The sequence below is a fragment of the Paracoccus sp. (in: a-proteobacteria) genome, from assembly GCF_047973135.1.
GTDB lineage: Bacteria > Pseudomonadota > Alphaproteobacteria > Rhodobacterales > Rhodobacteraceae > Paracoccus.
Genome location: NZ_JBKEBL010000124.1, coordinates 1 through 24,791, shown reverse-complemented (window position 1 = coordinate 24,791; position 24,791 = coordinate 1). Strand labels below are relative to the sequence as shown.

The 24,791-nt window shown below is 63.4% G+C and carries 21 protein-coding genes, 1 tRNA gene and 1 pseudogene; 11 read left to right on the top strand and 12 right to left on the bottom strand.

Going from position 1 to position 24,791, the window contains the following annotated elements:
* Positions 1 to 946, top strand: a 946-nt coding sequence (gene pdxA / locus ACK5L9_RS09515; RefSeq protein WP_416911224.1) for a 4-hydroxythreonine-4-phosphate dehydrogenase PdxA, incomplete at its 5' end; no start/stop codon positions are given.
* A gap of 422 nt (positions 947 to 1,368) precedes the next feature.
* On the opposite strand, the gene ACK5L9_RS09510 is transcribed toward pdxA, so the two are convergent.
* The 8 genes from ACK5L9_RS09510 to ACK5L9_RS09475 all read right to left on the bottom strand — a co-directional run bounded on the left by ACK5L9_RS09510 (position 1,369) and on the right by ACK5L9_RS09475 (position 8,965).
* Complete coding sequence (locus ACK5L9_RS09510) at positions 1,369 to 2,046, bottom strand: 5'-nucleotidase, lipoprotein e(P4) family (RefSeq protein ID WP_416911223.1); 678 nt, start codon at positions 2,044 to 2,046, stop codon at positions 1,369 to 1,371.
* A 57-nt stretch (positions 2,047 to 2,103) separates the two neighbouring features.
* The gene (locus ACK5L9_RS09505) at positions 2,104 to 3,357 is read right to left on the bottom strand and encodes an MFS transporter (protein ID WP_416911222.1); all 1,254 of its coding nucleotides are present in this window, start codon (positions 3,355 to 3,357) and stop codon (positions 2,104 to 2,106) included.
* A 110-nt stretch (positions 3,358 to 3,467) separates the two neighbouring features.
* Entirely contained in the window at positions 3,468 to 4,064 is a 597-nt protein-coding gene (locus ACK5L9_RS09500) for a LolA family protein (protein ID WP_416911221.1), read from the bottom strand.
* 349 nt (positions 4,065 to 4,413) lie between these two features.
* Entirely contained in the window at positions 4,414 to 5,016 is a 603-nt protein-coding gene (locus ACK5L9_RS09495) for a queuosine precursor transporter (RefSeq protein ID WP_416911220.1), read from the bottom strand.
* Between the two features lie 85 nt (positions 5,017 to 5,101).
* Positions 5,102 to 6,013 (bottom strand): esterase-like activity of phytase family protein, encoded by a 912-nt coding sequence (locus ACK5L9_RS09490; protein ID WP_416911219.1) that lies wholly within the window; start codon positions 6,011 to 6,013, stop codon positions 5,102 to 5,104.
* Positions 5,986 to 6,849: a penicillin-insensitive murein endopeptidase gene (gene mepA, locus ACK5L9_RS09485; RefSeq protein WP_416911218.1), complete on the bottom strand. Its 864-nt coding sequence runs from the start codon at positions 6,847 to 6,849 to the stop codon at positions 5,986 to 5,988. Before mepA ends, ACK5L9_RS09490 begins: the two co-directional genes overlap by 28 nt.
* Positions 6,846 to 8,216: an MFS transporter gene (locus ACK5L9_RS09480; protein ID WP_416911217.1), complete on the bottom strand. Its 1,371-nt coding sequence runs from the start codon at positions 8,214 to 8,216 to the stop codon at positions 6,846 to 6,848. The genes mepA and ACK5L9_RS09480 overlap by 4 nt, the downstream gene beginning before the upstream one ends.
* A gap of 182 nt (positions 8,217 to 8,398) precedes the next feature.
* Positions 8,399 to 8,965 carry an acyl-CoA thioesterase gene (locus tag ACK5L9_RS09475; protein ID WP_416911216.1) on the bottom strand — a complete coding sequence of 189 codons (567 nt, stop codon included), beginning with the start codon at positions 8,963 to 8,965 and terminating at the stop codon, positions 8,399 to 8,401.
* A gap of 612 nt (positions 8,966 to 9,577) precedes the next feature.
* On the opposite strand from ACK5L9_RS09475, the gene ACK5L9_RS09470 reads away from it, so the two are divergent.
* On the top strand, positions 9,578 to 12,070 hold the full coding sequence (locus ACK5L9_RS09470; protein WP_416911215.1) for a GcvT family protein: 2,493 nt from the start codon (positions 9,578 to 9,580) through the stop codon (positions 12,068 to 12,070).
* Here ACK5L9_RS09470 and ACK5L9_RS09465 read toward each other — a convergent pair.
* Positions 12,067 to 12,645 carry a TetR/AcrR family transcriptional regulator gene (locus ACK5L9_RS09465; protein ID WP_416911214.1) on the bottom strand — a complete coding sequence of 193 codons (579 nt, stop codon included), beginning with the start codon at positions 12,643 to 12,645 and terminating at the stop codon, positions 12,067 to 12,069. The two genes, ACK5L9_RS09470 and ACK5L9_RS09465, sit on opposite strands and share 4 nt — an antisense overlap.
* A 264-nt stretch (positions 12,646 to 12,909) precedes the next feature.
* Positions 12,910 to 12,984 (bottom strand) — tRNA-Gly (locus ACK5L9_RS09460).
* A 149-nt stretch (positions 12,985 to 13,133) separates the two neighbouring features.
* Between ACK5L9_RS09460 and ACK5L9_RS09455 the strand changes: the two genes are divergently transcribed.
* Both ACK5L9_RS09455 and ACK5L9_RS09450 read left to right on the top strand, forming a co-directional pair.
* On the top strand, positions 13,134 to 13,751 hold the full coding sequence (locus tag ACK5L9_RS09455) for a DUF5671 domain-containing protein (RefSeq protein WP_416911213.1): 618 nt from the start codon (positions 13,134 to 13,136) through the stop codon (positions 13,749 to 13,751).
* The gene (locus ACK5L9_RS09450) at positions 13,744 to 14,169 is read left to right on the top strand and encodes a hypothetical protein (protein ID WP_416911212.1); all 426 of its coding nucleotides are present in this window, start codon (positions 13,744 to 13,746) and stop codon (positions 14,167 to 14,169) included. The genes ACK5L9_RS09455 and ACK5L9_RS09450 overlap by 8 nt, the downstream gene beginning before the upstream one ends.
* Here the strand turns inward: ACK5L9_RS09450 and ACK5L9_RS09445 are convergent.
* Together ACK5L9_RS09445 and uvrA are read right to left on the bottom strand one after the other, a co-directional pair.
* Positions 14,154 to 14,540, bottom strand: coding sequence for a DUF4260 domain-containing protein (locus ACK5L9_RS09445; protein WP_416911211.1), 387 nt, complete (start codon positions 14,538 to 14,540; stop codon positions 14,154 to 14,156). The genes ACK5L9_RS09450 and ACK5L9_RS09445 overlap by 16 nt on opposite strands.
* Complete coding sequence (uvrA, locus tag ACK5L9_RS09440; RefSeq protein WP_416911210.1) at positions 14,537 to 17,389, bottom strand: excinuclease ABC subunit UvrA; 2,853 nt, start codon at positions 17,387 to 17,389, stop codon at positions 14,537 to 14,539. Before uvrA ends, ACK5L9_RS09445 begins: the two co-directional genes overlap by 4 nt.
* 147 nt (positions 17,390 to 17,536) lie before the next feature.
* Between uvrA and ACK5L9_RS09435 the strand changes: the two genes are divergently transcribed.
* From ACK5L9_RS09435 to ACK5L9_RS09405, 7 genes and pseudogenes are all read left to right on the top strand, one after another.
* The gene (locus ACK5L9_RS09435) at positions 17,537 to 17,998 is read left to right on the top strand and encodes a hypothetical protein (protein WP_416911209.1); all 462 of its coding nucleotides are present in this window, start codon (positions 17,537 to 17,539) and stop codon (positions 17,996 to 17,998) included.
* 105 nt (positions 17,999 to 18,103) lie between these two features.
* Positions 18,104 to 21,538: a pyruvate carboxylase gene (locus ACK5L9_RS09430; protein ID WP_416911208.1), complete on the top strand. Its 3,435-nt coding sequence runs from the start codon at positions 18,104 to 18,106 to the stop codon at positions 21,536 to 21,538.
* 722 nt (positions 21,539 to 22,260) lie between these two features.
* A complete protein-coding gene (locus ACK5L9_RS09425; RefSeq protein WP_416911207.1) occupies positions 22,261 to 22,626 on the top strand; it encodes an NADH-quinone oxidoreductase subunit A in 366 nt (121 codons plus the stop codon).
* On the top strand, positions 22,617 to 23,150 hold the full coding sequence (locus tag ACK5L9_RS09420; protein WP_416911206.1) for a NuoB/complex I 20 kDa subunit family protein: 534 nt from the start codon (positions 22,617 to 22,619) through the stop codon (positions 23,148 to 23,150). Before ACK5L9_RS09425 ends, ACK5L9_RS09420 begins: the two co-directional genes overlap by 10 nt.
* A 3-nt stretch (positions 23,151 to 23,153) precedes the next feature.
* Positions 23,154 to 23,774 (top strand): NADH-quinone oxidoreductase subunit C, encoded by a 621-nt coding sequence (locus ACK5L9_RS09415; protein WP_416911205.1) that lies wholly within the window; start codon positions 23,154 to 23,156, stop codon positions 23,772 to 23,774.
* Positions 23,771 to 24,196 (top strand): GFA family protein, encoded by a 426-nt coding sequence (locus tag ACK5L9_RS09410; protein WP_416911204.1) that lies wholly within the window; start codon positions 23,771 to 23,773, stop codon positions 24,194 to 24,196. Before ACK5L9_RS09415 ends, ACK5L9_RS09410 begins: the two co-directional genes overlap by 4 nt.
* Positions 24,196 to 24,791 (top strand): annotated as a pseudogene (locus tag ACK5L9_RS09405) (NADH-quinone oxidoreductase subunit D); the annotation flags it as partial. The gene ACK5L9_RS09410 and the pseudogene ACK5L9_RS09405, both read left to right, overlap by 1 nt.

Below are 24,791 nucleotides of genomic sequence, written 5' to 3'. Positions count from 1 at the left end.
TCCTTCGGGCGTCGGGGCCGAAGTCACGGTCAAGGCCATGGCGGCGCTGCCCCCGGCAGATCGCGCGCGCTATGTGGTGATCGGCGACCGCCCGACCCTGGCTCGCGCGCTGACGGTCTGCGGGCTGGAACTGACGCTGGCCGATTTCGGCGATGCCGTGCCCGAGGGGGCAATCCGCGTCCTTCATGTTCCGGTCGAGGGGTTGCCGGGCAGGTTCGGCGTCCAGTCGCCAGCCTGCGGCGAAGCCTCGTTCCGGTTCATCGAAAGGGCGGTGCAGATGACCATGGGGGACGCGGCCCTTGGTATCGTCACCGCCCCGATCAACAAAGAGGCGCTGAACGCGGCAGGCCATCACTATGACGGCCATACCGGCATGCTGGCGCATCTGACCGGCGCGGCGTCAAGCTGGATGCTGCTGGCCGCGCCGACGCTGAACGTGCTGCATGTCTCGACCCATGTGTCGCTGCGCGATGCGATCGGGCGCGCAACACCGCAGCGCGTGCTTGCGACGATCCGCGTGGGGCACGCGCATCTGCGGCGTATGGGGTACGAGGAACCGCGTATCGCCGTGGCGGGCATCAACCCCCATTGCGGCGAAAACGGGCTGTTCGGGCATGAGGATGACGACCAGATTGCGCCGGGGGTCAGGATGGCACAGGCCGAGGGGCTGAACGTCCAGGGGCCCATCCCCGCCGACACGGTCTATCACCGCGCCAATACCGGGGGTTTCGATCTGGTGATCGCGCAATATCACGATCAGGGCCACATCCCGATCAAGCTGATTGCCTTCGACACGGCGGTGAATGTCTCGCTTGGCCTGCCCATCGACCGCTGCTCGGTCGATCACGGCACGGCGTTCGACATCGCCGGGACGGGCAAGGCGAACCACGTCAACATGCTGGCCGCACTGGACTATGCCGACCGGATGGCGGCGACAGGCCGCTGAACAGTGGCGCAACGCGACAGGCGCCGCTGTGACGGAAACGGGGGTGCGGTACGGGCAAAGCCCGAACCGCCCGCAGCCGCCCGGCCGGACGCGCGCCATCGGCGCGCGCTCCGGCCTGCGGAAGGCAGCACCACCACCCACCCATAGGCACCCCGCCCGCCGCAGGCTTATGCCGGGGGTCCGGGGGGCGCATAGCCCCCCCGGCCACCGCGGGACGCAATCTTCGCGGCGCTGACGTCACGCAACGCACGATACCGGTGTACAGCCTGTGCACACCCGGTGCCGCCCCAGTGCCCGCCCAAAACCCGGCATTTTCTGGCCATTCCCGCACCACCCCACGCCACTGTTGCACGCACAGCCAAAGCAACGCGCGCAGGCGTTGCGCCCCCGGATCAAACATCCGCTGACCCCGGCCAAAGCCGTCAGCGGGGCGGGGCAGTCCATGGGTACAGCTCGGCCTCGGTCCAGGTACCGTGGGCGGCGTTGGGGAACACGATCCAGTCATCGCCGAAGCGGTCGCCGTGATCGGCGGTCAGGCGGTGCTGTTCGTCCAACGGAATGCCCGCAAAGGCTCCGTGGAAATCGTGCAGCGTGTCGCCCAGTTGCAGGATGATGCGGTGGTTGCGCTCCACGGCGGCGCGGCGTTCGGCCTTGGGCGGGCCGAACAGCAGAACCTGATCGGCGCTGACCTGAGGCAGCCCAAGGCGGGACAGCGTGGCGATGGTCGCCAGCTTGTTCTCGTCGAACCGGTCCGAGACATAAAAGATCGTCACCCCCAGACGGTCGGCCAGCGCAAAGAACGCCGCTGCACCGGGGATAAGATGCGGGTCGCCCTCGCGTTCCCATAATTTCCAGGTTTCGATGTCGCGGCAGTCATGGACCATCGCATGCGCCATGACCGCGCTGTTATCGAGGATCGTCTCGTCGATATCCGACACCACGGCCAGCCCCGCGCCCGATCCGGCATTTGCCTGCACCGCATCGCGCAGCCGCAACGTCGCCAGCGCGTAACCTTGCCGTTGCAGCGCCTTCACCTCGGCCGAGCGTTGCTGATAACGCAGGCCCATCGCATGCTCTTGCGGGTGGCGGTGGTCGGTCATCAGTCATTCCCTGCGGCTGTTCGTTCGGGCGAAAATTAGGCCCGCCGCGCACCAAGGTCAAACAGCGTTTGCCGTGGCCACAGGCTGGCCTGCGGGCTCTTCGCGCACGGGCAGATGGATCAGGGCGCTGAAGGCCCCGACGCCCACACCGACCCACCAGACCACCATGTAATCGCCATAAAGATCATACAGCCAGCCACCCAGCCAGACCCCCAGGAACGCCCCGATCTGATGCGACAGGAACACGAAACCGTAAAGAGTGCCCATATAGCGCAGCCCATAGATATAGGCGACCAGCCCCGAGGTCAGCGGCACCGTTGCCAGCCACAGCCCGCCCATGAACAGCGAAAAGATCAGCACGCTGCCAGGTGTAATCGGCATCAGGATAAAGGCTGCCGAGGCGATGGTGCGCAGCGTATAGATGCCCGCCAGCAGGTATTTCTTGGTGTAACGCTTGCCCAGCCAGCCCGCCATGATCGACCCCGCGATATTTGCCAGCCCGATCACGCTGATCGCCACCGCCCCCAAGGCGGATGTCGTGGTGATGCCGATGCTGGCCAGCATGCCCATGGGGCTGATCGGGCCGCACATCTCGGTGATCATGGCGGGGAAATGCGCGGTGATGAAACCAAGTTGATAGCCGCAGGAAAAGAACCCTGCAAAGATCATCAGATAGGACGGATCGCGAAAGGCGCGTTTCAGGACGCTGCCCATGCTTTCCTCCAGTTCGGACCGGGTGGCGGGTTTGCCGTCGCCCAGCATCGGCAGGAAAAACAGGCAGGCCAGCACGATCACGCCAAAGATGATGAACACGGCCTGCCAGCTATAGAATGCCAGCAGAATCTCGGCCAGCGGCGCGCCAAAGACCTGCCCTGCCGATCCGGCGGCGGTGGCGATGCCGAGGGCGAGGCTGCGATTCTCGTCGCTGGAGGCGCGGCCCACTACCGCCAGAATGACGCCGAATCCGGTGCCCGCAATACCAAAGCCGACCAGAACCTCAAGCAGTTGCACCGCGGCGGGCGTGGTCGCAAAGGCGGTCAGCACCAGCCCGGCGGAATATAGCAGCGCCCCCAGGATGATTGCCCACCGGTCGCCCCAACGTTCGGCCAGCGCGCCAAAGATCGGCTGGCCGATGCCCCAGGCAAGGTTCTGGATGGCAATGGCCAGCGAAAACTCTGCCCGTGGCCAGCCAAATTCCTGACCGATGGGGATCTGGAACACGCCGAAACTGGCGCGCAGGGCAAAGTTGATCAGCAGAATGATCGATCCGCCGATCAGGACCGGGGTAAACAGGCGATGGGTCGGGGACATGGCGCACCAGTTGATAACCGAAGGCTGACCACCCTAACCGTGCACGACCTGCAAATTCAAGGAGGATTGCGTGATACGACCCATCAACGGATGTGATGGGTTCGCCGGGTTTACATGCCCCGCCGCGCCATTTCCGCGCCGATGGTGAATTTCGACGCAGGGATTGACGTGCCCTTGGTCATCTCGCCCAGAATCACCGTGGTTTTCTGGCCGGTATCGTCGGTGACGACCCATTGCCGCAGCTCGGTCGGACTGGTGAAAACCATCTGGATATTGCCATATTCCGGATGCTGCGGATCCTGCGCGGTGACGACGGTAGAGTTTTTGGCCTCGGCATAGCCTGTGACCATATTCGTGCGGCCAAGGTTCACATTCGCGTCCAGAATGATCGACAGGGGCGTCTTGGACAACGGATATTGCTGCGGTTCGCCCGTGGATTTCGGGTCAAACACCGCCACGGTCCCGCCCGAGGCCAGAACCAGCGTGCTGTCATTGTTATATTCGAACCGCACGCGGCCAGGGCGCTGGATATAAACCGTCCCGGTCGAGATCGTGCCGTCATTATTCACCTGTGTGAATTTGGCGGTCACGGTTTTCAGACCGTTCAGATAGCGCGAAAGATCGTTCAGCGGAATTTTCTCGGCCAAAGCCGGAAAGGCAAGACCAAGGACGAGGGCGGGCGCAAGGGCGATTGATCGTATGTTCATGGTGCCGATCATATCTGTTTCATCTGCGGCTGCACATCACGTCCTGAGGATGGTACCTGCGGCAAAGGCTCGCGATTCTGTGACGGTGTGAGTGCGGTAAACATGCCCGGAAACAGGAAACGGGCTGCCTGAAAAAGACAGCCCGCGAGTTCCACGGAGATGGTCCGGTTAGGGATGGAAAAATCCGTCCGGTCCCAATCAGGGCTTACGACCCTGGGGGCTGCCCTTCAGGCCACGGCCCCCCTGACTGTTCCGACACCTCTCTCCAATATCACTCTCGACACTGGACCACCTCCTTTCAATTGGTTGCCGTTGAAAGTCAGCTTGCCACAGATCGAGAATCTGTCAATCAAATTTCTTGATGCGCGCCCAATAAATTGCGGACAATTATACGGAATGGCACAAGAGCAAGCAGTGCCAGCGCAAGTTTGACGATCCAGTCGGCAGTTGCGAGACTGACCCACAGCGCTGTGACCGGGCCAAAACCCAGCAGCGGCACGGCCTCGTTCGCCCAGCCCGTATTGCCATCGGCGGGCAGGGCGGCGGTGAAGGCGATGCCAAAGAACAGCGCGGTATCGACCAGCGATCCGACCAGAGTGGATCCCAGCGGCGCGGTCCACCAGCGTCCGTCGCGCAGCCGGTTGAACACCGCAATGTCCAGCAGTTGCGCCACCAGAAAGGCGGTCCCCGAACCGATGGCGATGCGCAGCGTGGTCTTGTCCATGCCCGCCGCGATCAGCGAACAGGCGACGCCGACCACGAATCCCGACAGCACGACCCGGCGCGCTGCTGCGGGGCCATAGATGCGGTTCATCACATCGGTGACGAGGAACGAGAAGGGATAGGTAAAGGCTCCCCATGTCAGCCAGTCGCCGATAACGAACTGCACAAGGATGTTAGAGGCCGCGACAATGGCGGCCATGGCAAGAATGCCGGGCAGAAAGCGGGTCATGTGATTTCCGTTTTACAAGGTGGCGGAACAACTCGGCCCCGTCAGGCGGGACAGCGGGGCGGATACGCCGCCGGGGCCGGGCTTGTCAATCTCTGGCTTGGGGATGCAGGCGGTATTCGACCAGCTCGGTGCGTTGCACGAACAGGAAATTGTCGTCCGAGATCATCGTCAGCCGGATCCCCTGACCGTCATCCCAGACCGACAGCCCCTCAAGATTGTCATATTGCAGCGGGTTGGTTTCCAGCAGCATTTCTTCCTGCTCAACCCCGTTTTCACCCAGCTTCATCCGCCGCACGCGCGAGGAAAAGCCAAGCAGCCCCTGAAAATCGCGCTCAAGCAGATAGAACCAGCCATCGGGGCCGAAATCCGATCCCACCGGCAGCCAGCGCCCGTCACGCCGGATGCTGAAGGGCTGATCCCAGTTGCCATCGCGGACGCGCATCACCGGAAAGGGGGCGGCTGATGACAGCGACTGTTCAGGCATGGTGATCAATGTGCCGTCAGGCTGGATGGCCAGCGATTCGAAGCCGGTGTTGATCCGCAATTCGGGCCGCTTTGGCGGGCGAGGCAGAGGGTGCGAGGCCTTGGCCGGGTCGTCATAGGCAACGACGCGGTCCAGCCCCTCGAATGAAACCCAGATACGCCCGTCCGCACCGATGGCCAGCCCCTCGCTGTCGCCGGTATAGCCGGGGGGCAGCAAGACTCCGCCGCCATCCTTCAGATGCGCACTGCCCGCGATGTTCATGCCGCTTATCAGCCCCGAGGCGTCGCGCTCGATACTGCCCCAGAACAGATGCGCGCGGTCGGTCAGCGCGTGAAAGCTTTTTCCGTCGTCCGAAATTTCCAGCCCCGAGAAGCCTCCGAAATCGGGGCTGTCATCGTTCCAGACATAGGTGCCGACATAGTCAAGCCCGGCAGGCGGTGCGGCACAGGCACCAATGGCCGCCAGCGCAACCGAAAGGGCCGCGATCAGCGCGCGGCAGCGACGGTTCGGCATTGCTTGGGCAGTTCACTCAGGCGATAGGATCGGGGATGGCGATAATTCGGATCGGGCGGCACCGGCTTGACGCGACCGGGATCGATGCGGTTCTTGATCCACTCGGCCGCCTCGGCGCAGCCATCGCCCGGCGGCGGCGGATCCTGACGTTCGCAGATCGACCCTCGCGGGCAGGCCAGCCGGACGTGGAAATGATAATTGTGGTTGTTCAGCGGCCTGATCTTGCGCAACCAGTCGCGGTTTCCGCGTTCCATCTGGCACATGGCGACCTTGACGACCGGATCGACGAAAATCCGTTCCACCCGCGAATCGCGCGCGGCCGCACGCATGATCGCCATATGGCCGGGGTTCCAGTATTGCGTCAGCCCGGTGCCGCGCTGATCCACGACCGAGACCGAGGACAGCGCTTCGCGCTGCGCCGGCGACAGGTTCAGCGACGAGGGCGGCAGCATCCAGATATCGGCGTCCAACCCGATCTGGTGGCTGGCATGACCCGAAATCATCGGTCCTCCGCGCGGCTGGCTGATATCGCCGATATAAAGGCCCCGCCATCCGGCCTGCTGCGCGGCGCGCGACAGCCCCTCAAGGAAACCGATCATCTGCGGATGGCCCCAGTTGCGGTCCCGCGACAGGCGCATCGCCTGCCAGCCCGGCCCGCTTTCCGGCAATTGCTGCAAGCCCTGCGCGCAGCCGCGGGAATAGCTGCCGATGGATACAGCCGGCCCCTGCGCGGCGTTTCGGAAACTGCCGAACACGTCCTTGGCAAGGGGTTCGGACATGGCAGGCGCGGCCAGTCCTGCGATCAGGGCGGCTGCGGTCAGGAATTTGCGGATCACTGCTGTGCCTCTCCTTCGGGTTTTACCCAGATTAGCAGAAACAAGGACAGAAGGAACATCACGATCAACGGAGAGAATCCGATCCTCTGGTTGCCGGTCAGGCTGGTAACGGCGGCGATCAGTACCGGTGCCAGAAAGGCCGTGGCCTTGCCCGACAGCGCGTAAAGGCCAAAGCCCTCGGTCGCGCGTTCGGGCGTGGTGTGGCGCACCATCAGCGTGCGGCTGGCCGCCTGCAACGACCCGCCCGCCCCGCCGATCACCGCCCCGCAAAGGAAGAACATCAGATCCGCCAGACGCAAAGGCCCGGCCAAGGCTGCCTGCGACAGCGGGATGCCATAGAATGACCGTGGTTCCAGCCCGATGATGATGAAACAGACCGTGATCAGCGCCAGCGTGCAGCCTGTGATCACCGGCTTTGGACCCCAGTGGCGATCCGCCCGGCCGCCCAGCCAGCTTAGCGCGGCAGCGGCGACCACGCTGACGATGCCGAACAGGCCAGACAGAAAGACCGGCCAGCCCAGGATTGTGCCCGCGAAAACGCCGCTGAACGCGTAAAGCCCGTTCAGCCCGTCGCGCGACAGCATCGAGGACAGCAGCCAGTTCCGCAGGCTGTTCCGGTCGCGCAGGCTGACGATCAGCGCCCACAGCTCGCGCAGGGCCAGCCCGATGCGAATCGGTTGGCCCGTTCCGCGCGGCTCGTGGACCCACAGGAAAAAGGGGATCATGAACAGCACATACCAGATCGCTGTGAAGGGGCCGACGAACCGCGTGCCCTCGCGAGAGGCGGCATCCAGCCCGAACAACGGGTCCAGCCCGGCCAGAGTCCTGCCGTCCGGCGTCTCGGCAAACAGCGCGATCATGATCGCCAATGCGACCAGCCCGCCCAGATAGCCAAAGGCAAAACCTGATCCCGACAGTCGCCCGATTTCCTCGCGCGGGGCAAGGCCCGGCAGCATCGCATTGGTAAAGATCGTCGCAAACTCGACGGCGACCAGGCCGATGCCGAACAGCGTGATTGCCGTGACCAGCGGCGGCTGCCATGGCACCAGAATCCACAGCCCTGCCGCGGCCAGCACATAGATCGCCGAAAAGAACCAGATCCAGGGCAGCCTGCGCCCCGACATGTCCGCCACCGCGCCCAGAATCGGTGCCAGCACTGCGATGGCCACGCCCGATACCGACAGTCCATAGCCCCACAGAGCCTGCGCATGCGCCCCGGCCAGCGTCACACTGTCGCCAATGAAAATGAAATGGCGCTTTGCCACTTCGGCGAAATAGATCGAAAAAATGAACGTCACCAGCAATGTGTGAAAGGGTTGGCTGGCCCAATCGAAAAACCACCAGCCCCAGATTCGCCTGCGGTTCATGTCCTGCCTTTCGGGGTCGCCTCGTCTCGCCCATAAGGCAGCAGCTTGACGCGGCTGGCAAGATGCCGCGATGGGGAATTTGCCTGTCCTTCTGACACCGCGCAGCAGGGATATTTGCGGGCGGGCCGACTTTACCCTGCGGTTATACGGGACAGGATACCATCACGCAGGGACCGCCGCCATCAGGCAGCGCTGCCAAGCCCGTGCTGCGCATCGGCGGGGACCAGGGGTGGCCAGGGGCGGGCCGCGTCTGCCTCGATCCAGTTCATGACCCAGCCGGGCATTGGCGGGCTTTCGGCCGGATGTCCCAGAGCCTCGATCAGCAGGGCGGGTGCCACGATGCCTTTGTCCGAGGTCACGGCGCTGCGCACCAGCATCTGGTTACAGCACTCTCCATCCTTCCACATGGATTGGTCCATATAGATGAAGCGAGAGTCCCAGCCAACCACGCGCGAGATCATGGTAAACCGGTCGAACGCCCTGATCCGGCGGCGATACCGGGTGGAATTTCCTGCGACCGTCATGCCCCAGCCCTTGCGTTTCAGCGCCGCCATCACCCCAAGCCGGTGCGCCAGAGGCAGGCGCCCCAGATCGTACAGCGTCAGGGTACGGCCATTGTTCAGCTCGACCCAGGGGTCCAGATCCCAGGGCCAGCACCGATGCGTCGAGACATGTGGCTCGGTCGGTCCCAATGCCGCAGCGTTGCGGAACTTGATAATCTCCTTGGCATAACGAAGGAACGGATACATCGGGAACCCCTTTCATGGCTGTCCCGGATTTGCGTGCTCACCGTGACATCGTCAACCCGTACGCTGCGGCACGCTGGCCGAAGGGTGGCTTTCGGTCCGTCCGGCCGGCTTTGTCCCGCGCCTTGCCATTGCGGGCGGGGCGGGGGGTCGGGGGGGTGCAACGCCCCGGGCCATCGCGGGACGCAACCTTGCGGCGCTGCCGTCGCACAAAGGTTCCCCGGAAATGTCCGGCGTTGATGTATGGCCATATGGGTTCGTTGCAGCGAAATTCGCGGTATTTGCCGCGCCCCGCCGGCTCATCCATCGCGCGCGTAGACGATGCAAGGCCTGCCAGGTCCGGTCTGGTGCGCGGGGGCTGGCGGCACCTTGCACTGTCGCGTCACCGAATGATGCGGGGAACCTTGCCCGTTTTGCCGCGTTAGAGACGTGGCGTTCGCGTCACCACTCACCACCGCGCGCGCGGGCTGTGCACATCCGGTGTGCCGCCTGCGCCGCACCGGGGGCGTGTGGCGCGGATGTCGTTTTTGTGCTGCCAAAGGTCGGACGAATGGGACCGGCGGCGCGTGGGCGTGGCAGATACGGGGGAAGGATCAGACTAGAGGAGTCGCCCCCATGAACACGCATGTCAAGGTTCTTGTTGTCGGGGGTGGTGCGGTCGGCTGTGGCATCGCCTGTCATCTCGCGCAGGCCGGTTGGCAAGTGCTGCTGGTCGAAAGGGATGAGCTGACATCGGGCTCTACCTGGCATGCGGCTGGGCTGCTGCCCCTGTTCAATATGGGCTATGCGACCAGTCATATCCATGATTATTCAGTGAAATTCTATGCCGGGCTGGAGGCCGCAACCGGCCTCAATGCGGGATTTACCCGTTGCGGCAACCTGCGGATGGCGCAGACAGATGCCCGGATGGATGAATACATGCTGTATTCCGCCACTGCCGAAACCATCGGGATCGCGCATGAATTTCTGACGCCCGCGCAAATCGGGGATCGCTGGCCTCTGGTCCGCACCGACGATCTGAAGGGCGCGCTGTTTCACCCGACCGATGGCTATATCAACCCCGCCGATGTGACTCAGGCCATGGCCAAAAGCGCGCGTATGGCGGGCTGCGAGATCCGGCGCAAGGTGCAGGTCAACGGCTATCGCTGGACCGGCGCGGAATGGGTCGTGACCTGCGAGAGGATGGAGGAAAAGGGCGGCAATCTGGTCCCGTCGGGCGAGGTCTTTGACATCCAGGCCGAACATGTCGTCACCGCCACCGGCAACCACGCGCAACGTACCGCGCGGCTGCTGAAGATTCGCATCCCCGCGATCCCGGTCGAGCATCAGTATATCGTCACCGAACCCGATCCGGCGCTGGTGAAATGGCGCGCAGAGGGCAACCCCGAGCACCCGGTCCTGCGCGATGCCGATGCGAAATGGTATGTCCGCGAGGAACGTGGCGGCTGGATCCTTGGGCCATACGAGCAGGGGGCGCCTGCGCGGTTCCCCTATGAGGTGCCCGCCGGGTTCCGGGCCGATCTGTTCCCGCTGGATCTGGAGCGGATCGAACAGGAATACATGTCGATGATCCACCGGATTCCATCCTCGGAAAATGTGGGGCTGAAGGACGATTTCAACGGGCCGATCTGCTATACCCCGGACGGCAACCCTCTGGTCGGGCCCGCGCCGGGGCTGCGCAATATGTGGCTGGCCGAGGGGTTCAGCTTTGGCATCACCGCCGCCGGTGGCACCGGCCATTATCTTGCGCAGATGATGACCGGGGGCGAGGCTGAAATCGACATGGCCGCGTTGGATCCGCGCCGCTTCGGGTCGTGGATGACCACCGAATACGCGGTGAACAAGAACGAGGAATGCTATTCCCATGTCTTTGTCCTGCACCATCCCGACGAGGAACGCGAGGCCGCGCGCCCGTTGCGCACTTCGCCCGCCTATGACCGGCAAAAGGCGCGGGGCGCGCAGTTCGGGCAGGTAAACGGGTGGGAAAGGCCGAATTACTTTGCGCCGCAGAGCTTTGACGACCACGCCGCCCGCAGTTTCCGGCGCGGCGGCTGGTGGCAATATGCGCGGGCCGAGGCGCAGGCGGTCCGCGAAACGGTGGGGCTGATCGACGCAACGGCTTTCGCAAAACATTGGGTGTCCGGCCCCGGCGCGACTGCGTTTCTGGACTGGTTCACCACCAACAAGCTGCCAAGGGTGGGCCGGATCAACCTTACCTACGCGCTGACCGAAGCGGGCACGACGCGAACGGAATACACGATCGTGCGGCGGCGCGAGGACGGTTATTATCTGGTCTCGGCGGGGGCATGGGCGGATTACGACCGCGACAATCTGTGCAAGGCCGCCGACGATTTCATGGCGGCGGGCGGCGGGTTCGTCATGGTTCATGATGTAACGACGCAATGGGGCGTCTTTGCCATCGCCGGGCCAAAATCGCGCGAGGTGCTGGCGCGGCTGATCCGCGATCCGCAGCCGGAAACGGCCTTGTCGAACAAGCGTTTTCCGTGGTTGTCCGCTCGTGACATCGAACTGGGCATGGTGCCGGTGGTGGCGATCCGTGTTGCCTATACCGGCGAACTGGGATGGGAGTTGCACCACCCGATCGAGATGCAGAACCACCTGTTCGACCGGCTGATCGAGGCGGGCGAACCATCCGGGATGAAACTGGTCGGCGCGCGGGCGCAGAACTGGCTGAGGCAGGAAAAATCCTATCGTGCCTTCGGTACCGAACTGGGCCGCGACGCAACCCCGCTTAGGGCGGGGCTGGATCGTTTCGTCGATCTGGACAAGGATTTCCGGGGCAAGCAGGCGATGCTGGACAAGGGTATCCGCAGCGCCTGCGTCACCCTGCTGATCGACGGCCCCGCCGATGCCGACCCATGGGGGCGCGAGGCGCTGTTCCACGACGGTCAGAGGGTCGGTCGCCTGACCTCGGGCGGGTATTCGGTGATCTTTGGCAAGCAGATCGGCATGGGCTATGTCCGCCCCGACCTCGCAGTGCCGGGGACGCGGTTGCAGGTTCGCATGTTCCGCGAATTGTGGTCGGCGCAAGTGACCGTGGACAGCCCCCATGACCCGCCCAATGCCCGCATCCGCGCGGATGGTTAGTCGCTGACGTTCAGCAAGCGGCGCAACTGGCTTTCCAGCGACGGGCCGGGGATCGGTGCGTGAAGGTTGCGCAGCGGGTTCTGTAATTCCAGCACGGCATTGCCATGGGTCATCGACCATGCGGCATGTTCGATCTCGGTCGCGTTTTCGCCGGCAGCAACGAACGGTGCGCAGGCCCGCGTCAACTGTGCATGCGCGCCAAGCGTTGCCCGCAGCACCGTGTCGTCCATGCGATCCACCTCGCGCGAGGCGAACATCAGATGGAACAGTTCCACATGGTCCGCCGCGAACTGGCAATAGGCAAGAGCAATGTCCACCAGTTGCTGGAGCGGCGTCTGGTCCGGATCACGCCCCGCGCGGTCCAGCGCATCTACAAACATCTGCATGGCGCGCCCCGCGATGGCGGTCCTGAGGCCGTTCAGCCCGTCAAAGTGATGCGCCGGTGCCGCATGCGAGACGCCCGCCCGCGTTGCCGCCCCGCGCAGCGTCAGCGTTTCGCCTTCGCCGATCATGTTGAGACCGGCAAGAATCAGCGCTTCGCGCAAGTTTCCGTGATGGTGAGGTGGTCGTGTCATCTACAATCTTGACGCTGTCAAGTTCATGTGCAAAATGGGGTCAGATGTTTGAGTTTAACGATTGATGACAGGAAATGGCAGGGTGTAAATTGAGACGCCCGCGACATGTGCCGGACCCTGTCACCGTGTCCGACAGGCGGTAATGGTTTATGCTGTTGCGGCAGGTCGGGCACGGTTTTTAATTGTCTATACAAATCAGACATCGTTTACGGAAGGCACAGCTACGGGAAAGGGCCGGACCTATTGGTCCGGCCCTTTTCATATTGGAGCGGGCGATGAGATTCGAACTCACGACCCTAACCTTGGCAAGGTTATGCTCTACCCCTGAGCTACGCCCGCATCCTGTTCCGTCGGTTTTGCCGTCGGTGAGCGGTGATTTATGGGACGAAGCCGCAGGGCGCAAGGGAAAAATCCGGGCTGTGCGCATTTTTTTGCCAGTTGACACTGCCGGGCACCCTGACAGGATGCGGTCGGCAAGGCGAGGTGACATGAAAGCAGCAGAAAGCCTGTCCGAATTTGTGCGTGCGGGGCTTGTGGCGGGTGCAGGCCGCGATGCGATGGGCGATGCGCTGCGTCAGGCGGGCTGGTCGCCCGGGGCGGTCAGCGCGGCGCTGGAAAGCTGGGCCGAGGTTCCGGGCCTGCCGCCCGTGCCGCGCCCGGTCGCCTATGTTCCTGCGCGCGAGGCGCTGCTTTTCGGGCTGATGTTCATTTCGCTTGGCATGGTCGTCGCCTATACCGTGGTTCTTGGCTTCGGGATCATCAACCACGTGATTCCCGACCCGCTGCAACGCTTTGATCCCGCAGGGCCGTCGCTGCGCTGGTACATCGCCTTGCTGATCGGATTCCTGCCGGTGTTTCTGTTGCTTGATCGCCGCGTCAATCGCAGTGCGGCCGGTCCGGCCGCGCGCCGTCGGTCCAGGGTGCAGCAATGGGTCGCTTCGGTGTCGATGCTGGTCGCGGCGCTGGTGCTGCTGGGCGATCTGGTGGCAGTTGTCTATGTCTTTCTGAACGGCGGCATGTCGCTGCGCTTTGTTGCCAAGGCGCTGCTGGTCGCGGTGATGGGGCTGCTGGTTCTGGCCTATTTCCGGGACGAGATGGATGCTTAGTCGCGGCAGGGATTGGGCGACCATGGCCATTACCGGCCTTGCCGTGGTGGCCATCGTCGGCGGTATTCTTGTCGCGGGCGGACCGGTGCAGGGCCGGGCCGAGCGGCGGGACGATCTGCGCCGCAGCGATCTGAACATGCTTGAGTCGCAGCTTCGCTGCCTTGCCCGCGAGCGGAGGCTGCTCAGCGTCGAGATCGCGACGACCGAGGCTTGCCCGGCAACCCCAAGCCTGACCGATCCCGTCACGGGCCAGCCATATCGGATCGAACAGATCGACGCCGAAAACCTGCGCCTTTGCGCCAGTTTCGAAATTCCGCCATCGCGCGATCCGGCGCGGCGTGATGGCATGGGCCATTTCGACGATCAGGGCTGCATGGTGATGATGATGCAGAAAGGGGATTTTCAGCCTCCGGAATGATCGTCCGGTCCGCGCCCGATTCTGCCCAGATGGGTGTCCCGAAAGCCCGAGGGCAGTTTCAGCCCATAGCCAAGCGCCCGGTCCATCCCCACATGCGCCATCCAGATCGCCCCCGCAGCGATCAGTGCCGGTTGCCCGGCCAGCAGCCCCGCCAGCACCAGCAGCAACCCGCAGGCGTAAAGATGCGCCGCGTTATAAACCGCCGCCCCGATCCGCGGCCCGCCAAGATAGCCCGCCATCGCCAGGTCCGGTGCCAGCAACGCCAACGGCCACACCCATAGCGGCCATCCCGGCTGCATTGCCCCGGTCAGCGCGATCGCGGCGGCAAAGACCAGCGCGCCCTCGGCGCGCTGCCAGCCGGTCGTCGTCATTCCGCAGCCCTGATCCGTGCGGGTTTCAGGATCGGGCCAAGGTATCGCCCGGTATGACTGGCCTCGATTCCGGCCACGTCCTCGGGCGTGCCCGTGGCGACGATGCCGCCGCCGCCATCTCCGCCTTCGGGGCCGATATCGATGATCCAGTCGGCGGTCTTGATGACGTCGAGGTTATGTTCGATCACCACCACCGTATTGCCCTGTTCGACAAGGCTGTGCAGCACCTCAAGCAGTTTGCGCACATCTTCGAAGTGCAGGCCGGTGGTGGGTTCGTCCAGAATGTACAGCGTCCGGCCCGTGGACCGGCGCGACAGTTCCTTGGACAGTTTGACGCGCTGCGCCTCGCCCCCTGACAGGGTGGTGGCCTGCTGGCCGACCTTGATATAACCAAGCCCGACCTGCATCAGCGCGTCCATCTTTTCGCGGATCGCGGGGACGGCGGCAAAGAATTGCTGGGCGTCCTCGACCGTCATGTCCAGTACATCGGCGATGGATTTGCCCTTGAACTTGACCTCAAGCGTTTCGCGGTTATAGCGCTTGCCCTTGCAGGTCTCGCATTCGACATAAACGTCGGGCAGGAAATGCATCTCGATCTTGATGACGCCGTCGCCCTGACAGGCCTCGCAGCGCCCGCCCTTGACGTTGAAACTGAAGCGGCCGGGCTTGTAGCCGCGCGCCTTGGCCTCGGGCAGACCGGCGAACCAGTCGCGGATCGGGGTGAAGGCGCCGGTATAGGTGGCTGGGTTCGAACGTGGCGTGCGGCCGATGGGGCGCTGGTCGATGTCGATGACCTTGTCCAGATGTTCCAGCCCCTTGATCGTCTCGCAGGGGGCGGGGGTCTGGCGCGCGCCGTTCAGGCGCAGGCTGGCGGTCTTGAACAGCGTTTCAATGGTCAGCGTGGATTTCCCGCCGCCTGAAACCCCGGTGACGCAGACGAATTTGCCAAGGGGAAATTCAGCGGTGACGTTTTTCAGGTTGTTGCCCGTCGCTCCGACGACTGTGACCTTCTTGCCATTCCCCGCCCGCCGTTCTGGCGGCACGGCGATTTCGCGGGTACCGGACAGGTATTGCCCGGTCATGCTGGCCGGATCGGCGGCGATCTGGTCGGGGGTGCCGTGGCTGACAATGGCCCCGCCATGCACGCCCGCGCCGGGGCCCATGTCAAAGACGTAATCGGCATGGCGGATCGCGTCCTCGTCATGTTCGACGACGATCACCGAATTGCCCTGATCGCGCAGGTTCATCAGCGTGCGCAACAGACGGTCATTGTCGCGCTGGTGCAGCCCGATGCTGGGTTCGTCCAGCACATACAGCACACCGGTCAGGCCGCTGCCGATCTGGCTGGCCAGCCGGATCCGTTGCGATTCGCCACCTGACAGCGTGCCCGCCGCGCGCGACAGCGTCAGGTAATCCAGACCCACATTGACCAGAAACCCCAGCCTTTCGCGGATTTCCTTGAAGATCGCGGCGGCAATTTCGTTGTTCTGCTTGCTGAGGCTGGCGGGGGCCTTTTCGACCCAGTCCAGCGCCTCGCGGATCGACAGTTCCACCACCTGCCCGATATGGTTCCCGGCGATCTTCACCGCCAGGGCCTCGGGTTTCAGGCGGTGGCCGTGGCAGGTGCCGCAGGGGCGATTGTTCTGATACCGCTCGAATTCCTCGCGGACCCACTGGCTGTCGGATTCGCGCAGGCGACGCTCCATGTTGGGGATGACGCCCTCGAACACGCGGCTGATTTCATAGACCCGCCCGGCATCGTCAAAGCGGAATTTGATCTCGTCCTTGCCCGAACCATACAGGAACAGGTTGCGCACCGCCTGCGGCAAATCTTTCCACGGGGTTTTCTTGTCGAACCCGTAATGCTGTGCCAGAGCGTTGATGGTCTGGGTCAGATAGGCGGATTTCGACTTGGCCCATGGCGCGATGGCCCCTTTGGACACTGACAGGGCACTGTCGGGCACGACCAGCCTTTCGTCGAAGAACAGTTCCACCCCCAGCCCGTCGCAGACCGGGCAGGCCCCGTACGGAGCGTTAAAGCTGAACAGGCGCGGTTCGATTTCGGGGATGGTAAAGCCGCTGACGGGGCAGGCGAAATTTTCGGAAAAGGTGATACGCTCGGGTTCATCGGTGGCGGTTTCCAGAACGGCGATGCCATCGGCCAGATCCAGCGCGGTGCGCAGGCTGTCGGCGAGCCGCGTTTCCAGCCCGTCCCGGACGACGATCCGGTCCACCACCACGTCGATATTGTGGCGGAATTTCTTGTACAGCACTGGCGGCTGGTCCAGTTCGTGAAACTCGCCATTCACCTTGACGCGCTGAAAGCCCTGCTTGCGCAGTTCAAGAAATTCCTTCTTGTATTCGCCCTTGCGGTCGCGGACGATGGGGGCCAGCAGATAGGCGCGCGTGCCCTCGGCCATGGCCATGATCCGGTCCACCATGTCCTGCACCTGCTGCGCCTCGATGGGCAGGCCGGTGGCGGGGCTGTAGGGCGTGCCTGCGCGGGCGAACAGCAGCCGCAGATAGTCATAGATTTCGGTCACGGTCCCCACGGTCGAGCGCGGGTTCTTCGAAGTCGTTTTCTGTTCGATGCTGATTGCCGGGGACAGTCCGCTGATATGGTCCATGTCGGGCTTGCCCATCATGTCCAGAAACTGCCGCGCATAGGCCGACAGGCTTTCGACATAGCGGCGCTGACCCTCGGCATAGATGGTGTCGAAGGCGAGGCTGGATTTGCCGCTGCCCGACAGGCCTGTGATCACCACCAGCTTGTCGCGGGGGATGTCCAGATCGACATTCTTCAGGTTATGCTCGCGCGCGCCGCGAACCGAGATGAACTTCTGTTCCATGAATCTGTCCCGACCGATGACTGCCAACACATAGTCGCCCTGCGCGAAAAGGCAACCGGGAAAGCGGAACATAGCAGGAACAAGCCTGCCTTTGCGCAATGGGCGGGATGCGATATGTTCAGGCGTACATATTGAATCGAGGTTGCCATGAAACATGTTTTTCTAGCCGCAGTGCTTGCCCTGCCGACCGCCGCGTCCGCCGGACCTTCGGCCTTGCTGACCGGCCCTGACGGGTTGTCGGTGGTGCTGACACCCGAATCGCTGGCCGCGCTACCGGTGCAAGAGGTCGATACCGTGCATTCCGGCAGCAAGGGCGAAACGCGCGGCCATTATGCGGGCGTGCTGCTGTGGGACGTGATCGCGGCCCATACAGAGATAGACGACGACGTTAAACCCGCGCTGCGCCGGGTCATCATGGTGACGGCGCGGGATGGGCATCAGGTGGCGTTCTCGGTCGGGGAAATTGCGCCGGATTTCGGCAATCGCCCGGTGATGATAGGCACCATGCTGGACGGCGCGCCGATCCCGGACGGGCTGCGCATGGTCTCGCCCGGCGATGCGCGCGGGGCGCGTTATGTCAAGGATGTGGTCTCGTTCGAGATTCGTTGACCTGTCGGCTCGGGTTCCCCGCCCGGAACCCGCATCAATCTTGTTATCGCTTGCGCTGCGGTGCGGCGTGGCTAGGATATGTGAAGCCGACAAAGGGGACAGCGCATGTTCAACAAGATACTTGTGGCAAACCGGGGTGAGATTGCGATCCGTGTGATGCGGGCGGCGAATGAGCTGGGCAAAAAGACGGTCGCGGTTTTTGCCGAAGAGGACAAGCTGGGCCTGCACCGCTTCAAGGCGGATGAGGCGTATCGCATTGGCAAGGGGCTGGGTCCGGTCGCGGCCTATCTGTCGATCCCCGAGATCATTCGTGTGGCAAGGGAATCGGGGGCGGATGCGATCCATCCGGGCTATGGGCTGTTGTCGGAAAATCCCGATTTCGTGGATGCTTGCGCAAAGGCCGGCATCACCTTTATCGGTCCCCGCGCAGAAACCATGCGCGCGCTTGGCGACAAGGCCAGCGCGCGCCGCGTGGCGATTGCGGCGGGCGTGCCGGTGATCCCGGCGACCGAGGTACTGGGCGATGATTTCGATGCCATCAAGCGTGAGGCCGCCGAGATCGGCTATCCGCTGATGCTGAAGGCGTCATGGGGCGGCGGCGGGCGGGGCATGCGCCCGATCAATGGCCCTGATGAGCTGGTGGACAAGGTCCGCGAGGGGCGGCGCGAGGCCGAGGCGGCCTTTGGCAATGGCGAGGGTTATCTGGAAAAGATGATCCTGCGCGCCCGGCATGTCGAGGTGCAGCTTCTGGGTGACACGCATGGCGGCCTCTATCACCTGTATGAACGCGACTGCACCGTGCAGCGCCGCAACCAGAAAGTCGTCGAACGCGCGCCCGCGCCCTATCTGACTGACGAACAGCGGGCCGAGGTCTGCGGGCTGGCGCTGAAGATCGGGCAGGCTGTCGGCTATCAGAATGCCGGCACGGTCGAGTTCCTGATGGATATGGACAGCGGCAGGTTCTATTTCATCGAGGTCAATCCGCGCGTTCAGGTTGAACATACGGTGACCGAGGAAGTCACCGGCATCGACATCGTGCAGGCCCAGATCCGCATCGCCGAGGGGGCGACCCTGTCCGAGGCGACCGGCCACGCCTCGCAGGGGGATATCACCCTGTCCGGCCACGCGCTGCAATGCCGGGTCACGACCGAGGATCCGCAGAACAATTTCATCCCCGATTACGGCCGCATCACCGCCTATCGCAGCGCCACGGGCATGGGCATCCGGCTGGATGGCGGCACGGCCTATGCGGGGGGCGTGATCACCCGGTACTATGATTCTCTGCTGGTCAAGGTGACGGCATGGGCGCAGACGCCTCAGCAGGCGATCCGGCGGATGGACCGGGCCTTGCGCGAATTTCGGGTGCGCGGCGTCAGCACGAATATCGACTTTGTGATCAATCTGTTAAAGCACCCGACCTTTCTGAATGACGGCTGCACGACGAAATTCATCGACACCACGCCCGAACTGTTCCAGTTCCGCCGCCGCCGCGACCGGGCGACCAAGATCCTGACCTATCTGGCCGACATTACCGTGAACGGCCACCCCGAGACGGCAGGCCGCACCCTGCCGCCCGCGCAGGCGCGCCAGCCCGTGCCGCCCGCGGCGCTGGCCGATCCCGCGCCCGGCACGCGGCAGATGCTGGACGAAAAGGGCGCGCAGGCTGTGGCCGACTGGATGGCCGCGCAGCGCCGCCTGCTGATCACCGACACGACCATGCGCGACGGGCACCAGTCGCTGCTGGCCACGCGGATGCGTTCCATCGACAGGATCCGCGTCGCGCCAAGCTATGCCGCCAATCTGCCGCAGCTTTTCAGCGTCGAATGCTGGGGCGGGGCGACTTTTGACGTGGCCTATCGGTTCTTGCAGGAATGCCCCTGGCAGCGGCTGCGCGACATCCGGCAGGCGATGCCGAACCTGATGACGCAGATGCTGCTGCGCGCCAGCAACGGCGTGGGTTACACGAATTATCCCGATAATGTCGTGCAGGCCTTCGTGGCGCAGGCGGCGGCGACCGGGGTTGACGTGTTCCGGGTCTTTGACAGCCTGAACTGGGTCGAGAACATGCGCGTCGCCATGGATGCAGTGATCGAATCCGGCAAGATCTGCGAGGGCACGGTCTGCTATACCGGCAACATGCTGGACCCCGACCGGGCCAAGTATGACCTGAAATATTATGTCGGCATGGCGCGCGATCTTAAGGCTGCGGGCGCGCATGTGCTGGGCCTCAAGGATATGGCGGGCCTGCTGAAACCCCGCGCCGCCAGCATCCTGATCAAGGCCCTGAAGGATGAGGTCGGGCTGCCCGTCCATTTCCACACCCATGACACCAGCGGGCTGGCCTCGGCCACCATCCTTGCCGCCGCCGAGGCCGGGGTGGATGCGGTCGATTGTGCGATGGATGCGCTGTCGGGCAATACCAGCCAGCCCACGCTTGGCAGCATCGTCGAGGCGCTGGCGGGGACGGATCGCGACACCGGGCTGGAGATCGGCCATGTCCGCGCGATCAGCAATTACTGGGAACGCGTGCGCGAGAACTATGCCGCCTTTGAATCCGGTCTGCAATCGCCCGCCTCCGAGGTCTATCTGCACGAAATGCCGGGCGGCCAGTTCACCAATCTCAAGGCGCAGGCGCGGTCGATGGGCCTTGAGGATCGCTGGCACGAGGTGGCGCAGGCTTACGCTGATGTGAACCGGATGTTCGGGGATATCGTCAAGGTGACGCCCTCGTCCAAGGTGGTGGGCGATATGGCGCTGATGATGGTGGCGCAGAACCTGACCCCCGCGCAGGTCATGGATCCCGGCACCGAGGTCAGCTTTCCCGATTCTGTGGTCGATATGATGCGCGGCAATCTGGGCCAGCCCCCTGGCGGCTGGCCCGAGGCGATCCAGCGCAAGGTGCTGAAGGGCGAGGCCGCGATCACCGACCGCCCCGGCGCGCATCTGGCCGCCGTCGATCTTGAGGCCACCCGCGCCGATCTTCAGACCCAGCTTGAGGGCAAGCCTGTCGATGACGAGGATCTGAACGGCTATCTGATGTATCCCAAGGTCTTTCTGGATTATATGGGCCGCCATCGCATCTATGGCCCGGTCCGCACCCTGCCAACGCGGAATTTCTTTTACGGGATGGAGCCAGGGCAGGAAATCACCGCCGAGATCGACCCCGGCAAGATCCTTGAAATCCGCTTGCAGGCCATCGGCGAGACCGATGAAAGCGGCGACGTAAAGGTGTTCTTCGAACTGAACGGCCAGCCGCGCAGCATTCGCGTGCCAAACCGCAAGGTCGCCGGCAGTACGGCGGCGCGGGCCAAGGCCGATCCGGGCAATCCGGCCCATATCGGCGCGCCGATGCCGGGCGTGGTGGCCTCGGTCTCGGTCGCGGCGGGGCAGGCGGTCAAGCAGGGCGATCTGCTGCTGACGATCGAGGCGATGAAGATGGAAACCGGCCTTCACGCTGATCGTGACGGCACCATCGCTTCGGTTCACGTCACGCCCGGCCAACAGATCGACGCAAAAGACCTGCTGATCGAACTGAACTGACAAAGGCCGCTTCGGGCGCAACCGTTCGCGCTGTGCCCGCCGACCAAGAGCCACCCCTTTCCGCCCGTGCAACGCCTGCGCGCGTTGCTTTGGCTGTGCGCGCAACAGAGGCGCGGGGTGGCGTGGGAAAAGCCCTGCAAATGCCGGATTTGGCGCTGCACAGAGGGTGCACAGGCTGTACACCGCTGGCCTGCGTTGCGTGACGTCAGCGTTGCAAGGAGTGCGTCCCGCGGGGGCCGGGGCAGCTGCGCCCCCCGGACCCCCTGCATACGCCTGCGGCGGGTCGGGCTTTGCCCGGCGCGAATTCCCCTTTCCGTTGTCGCTGCGCTTGCCGGGTCTGGTGCCTGGCGTTGTGAAGGACCGGCGGCTTTTGCCGGTTGCGGGGTGGGTCTTTCGGGGCATCCTCGCCAGAGGTTGTTTCTGTCTCTGGGAAGGCAGTTGTGTGATTGCGAAACCGGTTGGTGGCGGGGCGATGTGGTTTGATTGCGTATTGGAATTGTCTCCGGCGGGCCGGATATGGGTATGGTATTCTGCGGGGCGGCGGGCTGTGTGATCGCGGTTGCGGCGGGATGAAGGTCAAGGAAGATAAAAATCCGCGCTGTTGATGGGCCTCTGTGGCATCTCGGCCCGTTGACCCGGCAGGCCGTGGCGTCTAAACCCGGATGCAGCCAACCCGTCGCGGGCAGCCAGATCCTCCCGCGGCCGACAAGGGGATCTTGCCCGTGGAATATCTTCTGCAGGAATATCTGCCCATTCTGGTTTTCGCGGCAATGGCCGGGGCCTTGGCCCTTGTGCTGATTCTGGCCGCTGCCGTGATTGCCGTGCGCAATCCGGATCCGGAAAAGGTCAGTGCCTATGAATGCGGCTTCAATGCGTTTGACGATGCGCGGATGAAATTCGATGTCCGGTTCTATCTGGTGTCGATTCTGTTCATCATCTTTGATCTGGAGGTCGCCTTTCTGTTCCCCTGGGCGACGCAGTTTCAGGGGCTGTCGGATGCGGCATTCTGGTCGATGATGGTGTTTCTGGGCGTGCTGACTGTGGGCTTTGCCTATGAATGGAAGAAGGGGGCGCTGGAATGGGCGTGATGACCGGGGCGAATACTGCCGGACCCGACCGTGAATTTGCGACCAAGGCGCTGAATACCGAATTGCAGGACAAGGGATTCCTGCTGACCACGACCGAGGATATCATCAACTGGGCGCGAAACGGGTCGCTGCACTGGATGACCTTCGGTCTGGCCTGCTGCGCGGTCGAGATGATGCAGGTTTCGATGCCGCGATATGATCTGGAACGCTTCGGCACCGCGCCCCGCGCCTCGCCCCGCCAGTCGGATCTGATGATCGTCGCGGGCACGCTGACCAACAAGATGGCCCCGGCGCTGCGCAAGGTCTATGACCAGATGCCCGAGCCGCGCTATGTCCTCAGCATGGGAAGCTGTGCGAATGGCGGCGGTTATTACCATTACAGCTATTCGGTGGTGCGTGGCTGCGACCGGATCGTGCCGGTGGACATCTATGTTCCGGGCTGCCCGCCCACGGCCGAGGCGCTGCTGTATGGCATTCTGCAACTTCAGCGCCGGATCCGGCGCACCGGCACGCTGGTGAGGTGAACCATGGCGGTCTATCCCGATCTTGACGCGCTGGAACAATTGGCCGAGCATATCAAGCTGCGTCGCAGCGATGAGGTGCTGGACGCCACGGTGGCCTTTGACGAACTGACTGTGACCAGCACCGTCAGCGGCCTGTTGACCCTGATCGAGTTTCTGCGCACCGATGGCGCCTGCCGCTTTTCGACGCTGGTGGACATCACCGCCGTCGATTACCCGCAGCGCCCGCAGCGGTTCGATGTGGTCTGGCATTTCCTGTCCATGCACCAGAATCAACGCATCCGCGTGAAGGTTGCCATCCGCGAGGATGAATATGTCCCCTCGCTGATCGGCATCCACCCCAGCGCCAACTGGTTCGAGCGCGAGATTTTCGACATGTTCGGGATCCTGTTCTCGGGGCACCCCGATCTGCGCCGACTGCTGACCGATTACGGTTTCCGGGGGCATCCGCTGCGCAAGGATTTTCCGACCACCGGCTATGTCGAGGTTCGCTATGACGAATCCGAGCGTCGTGTGGTCTATGAGCCCGTGAAACTGGTGCAGGAATACCGCCAGTTCGATTTCCTTTCGCCGTGGGAGGGCGCGAAATACGTGCTGCCCGGCGATGAGAAAGGGGGCGCGAAGTGACCTCTTACAGGGGAAGCTGTCTCTGCGGGGCCTGCGGCCTGACAGCGGAAATCGGCAAGGCCGAGGCCGGCATCTGCCATTGCGGCATGTGTCGCAAATGGTCGGGCGGGATGATGGTCAGCATCGAATGCGAGCGGCTGGAGTTTGACGCGGACGCGCCCATCGAAATCTATCGCGCCAGCGAATGGGGCGAGCGGGTGTTTTGCCGACAATGCGGCAGCTCGCTGGCATGGCGGATGCAGGACGGAACGCACCAGGTCGTGTCGGTTCAGGTGTTCGACGATCCGGGCGCCTTTCCCGTGGTGTCCGAGATTTTCATTGACGAAAAGCCGCGCAGCTATGCCCTGGCTGGTGAGACGGCGAAACTGACCGGCGCGCAGGTCTTCGAGATGTTCGCGCCCAAACCCGAGGGTGGCGCGTGATGGACGGCGATATCCGTAACAATCAGTATGATGACGGCACCGAGGACACGCTGACCGGCGAACAGCGGATCCGCAACTTCAACATCAATTTCGGCCCCCAGCATCCTGCCGCGCATGGCGTGCTGCGGATGGTGCTGGAACTGGACGGCGAGATCGTCGAACGCGCCGATCCGCATATCGGCCTTTTGCATCGCGGCACCGAAAAGCTGATGGAAAGCCGCACCTATCTGCAAAACCTGCCCTATTTTGATCGGCTGGACTATGTCGCGCCGATGAATCAGGAACATGCATGGTGTCTTGCGATCGAAAAGCTGACCGGCACGGTGGTGCCGCGCCGGGCCAGCCTGATCCGGGTTCTGTATTCCGAAATCGGCAGGATTCTGAACCATCTGCTGAACATCACGACCGGCGCGCTGGACGTCGGGGCGCTGACGCCTCCGGTCTGGGCGTTCGAGGAACGCGAAAAGCTGATGATCTTTTATGAACGGGCCGGAGGCGCGCGTCTGCATTCGGCCTCTTTCCGGCCCGGAGGCGTGCATCAGGATCTGCCGCCCGAGCTGAACGACGATATCGAGGCGAGGTGCGATCCGTTCCT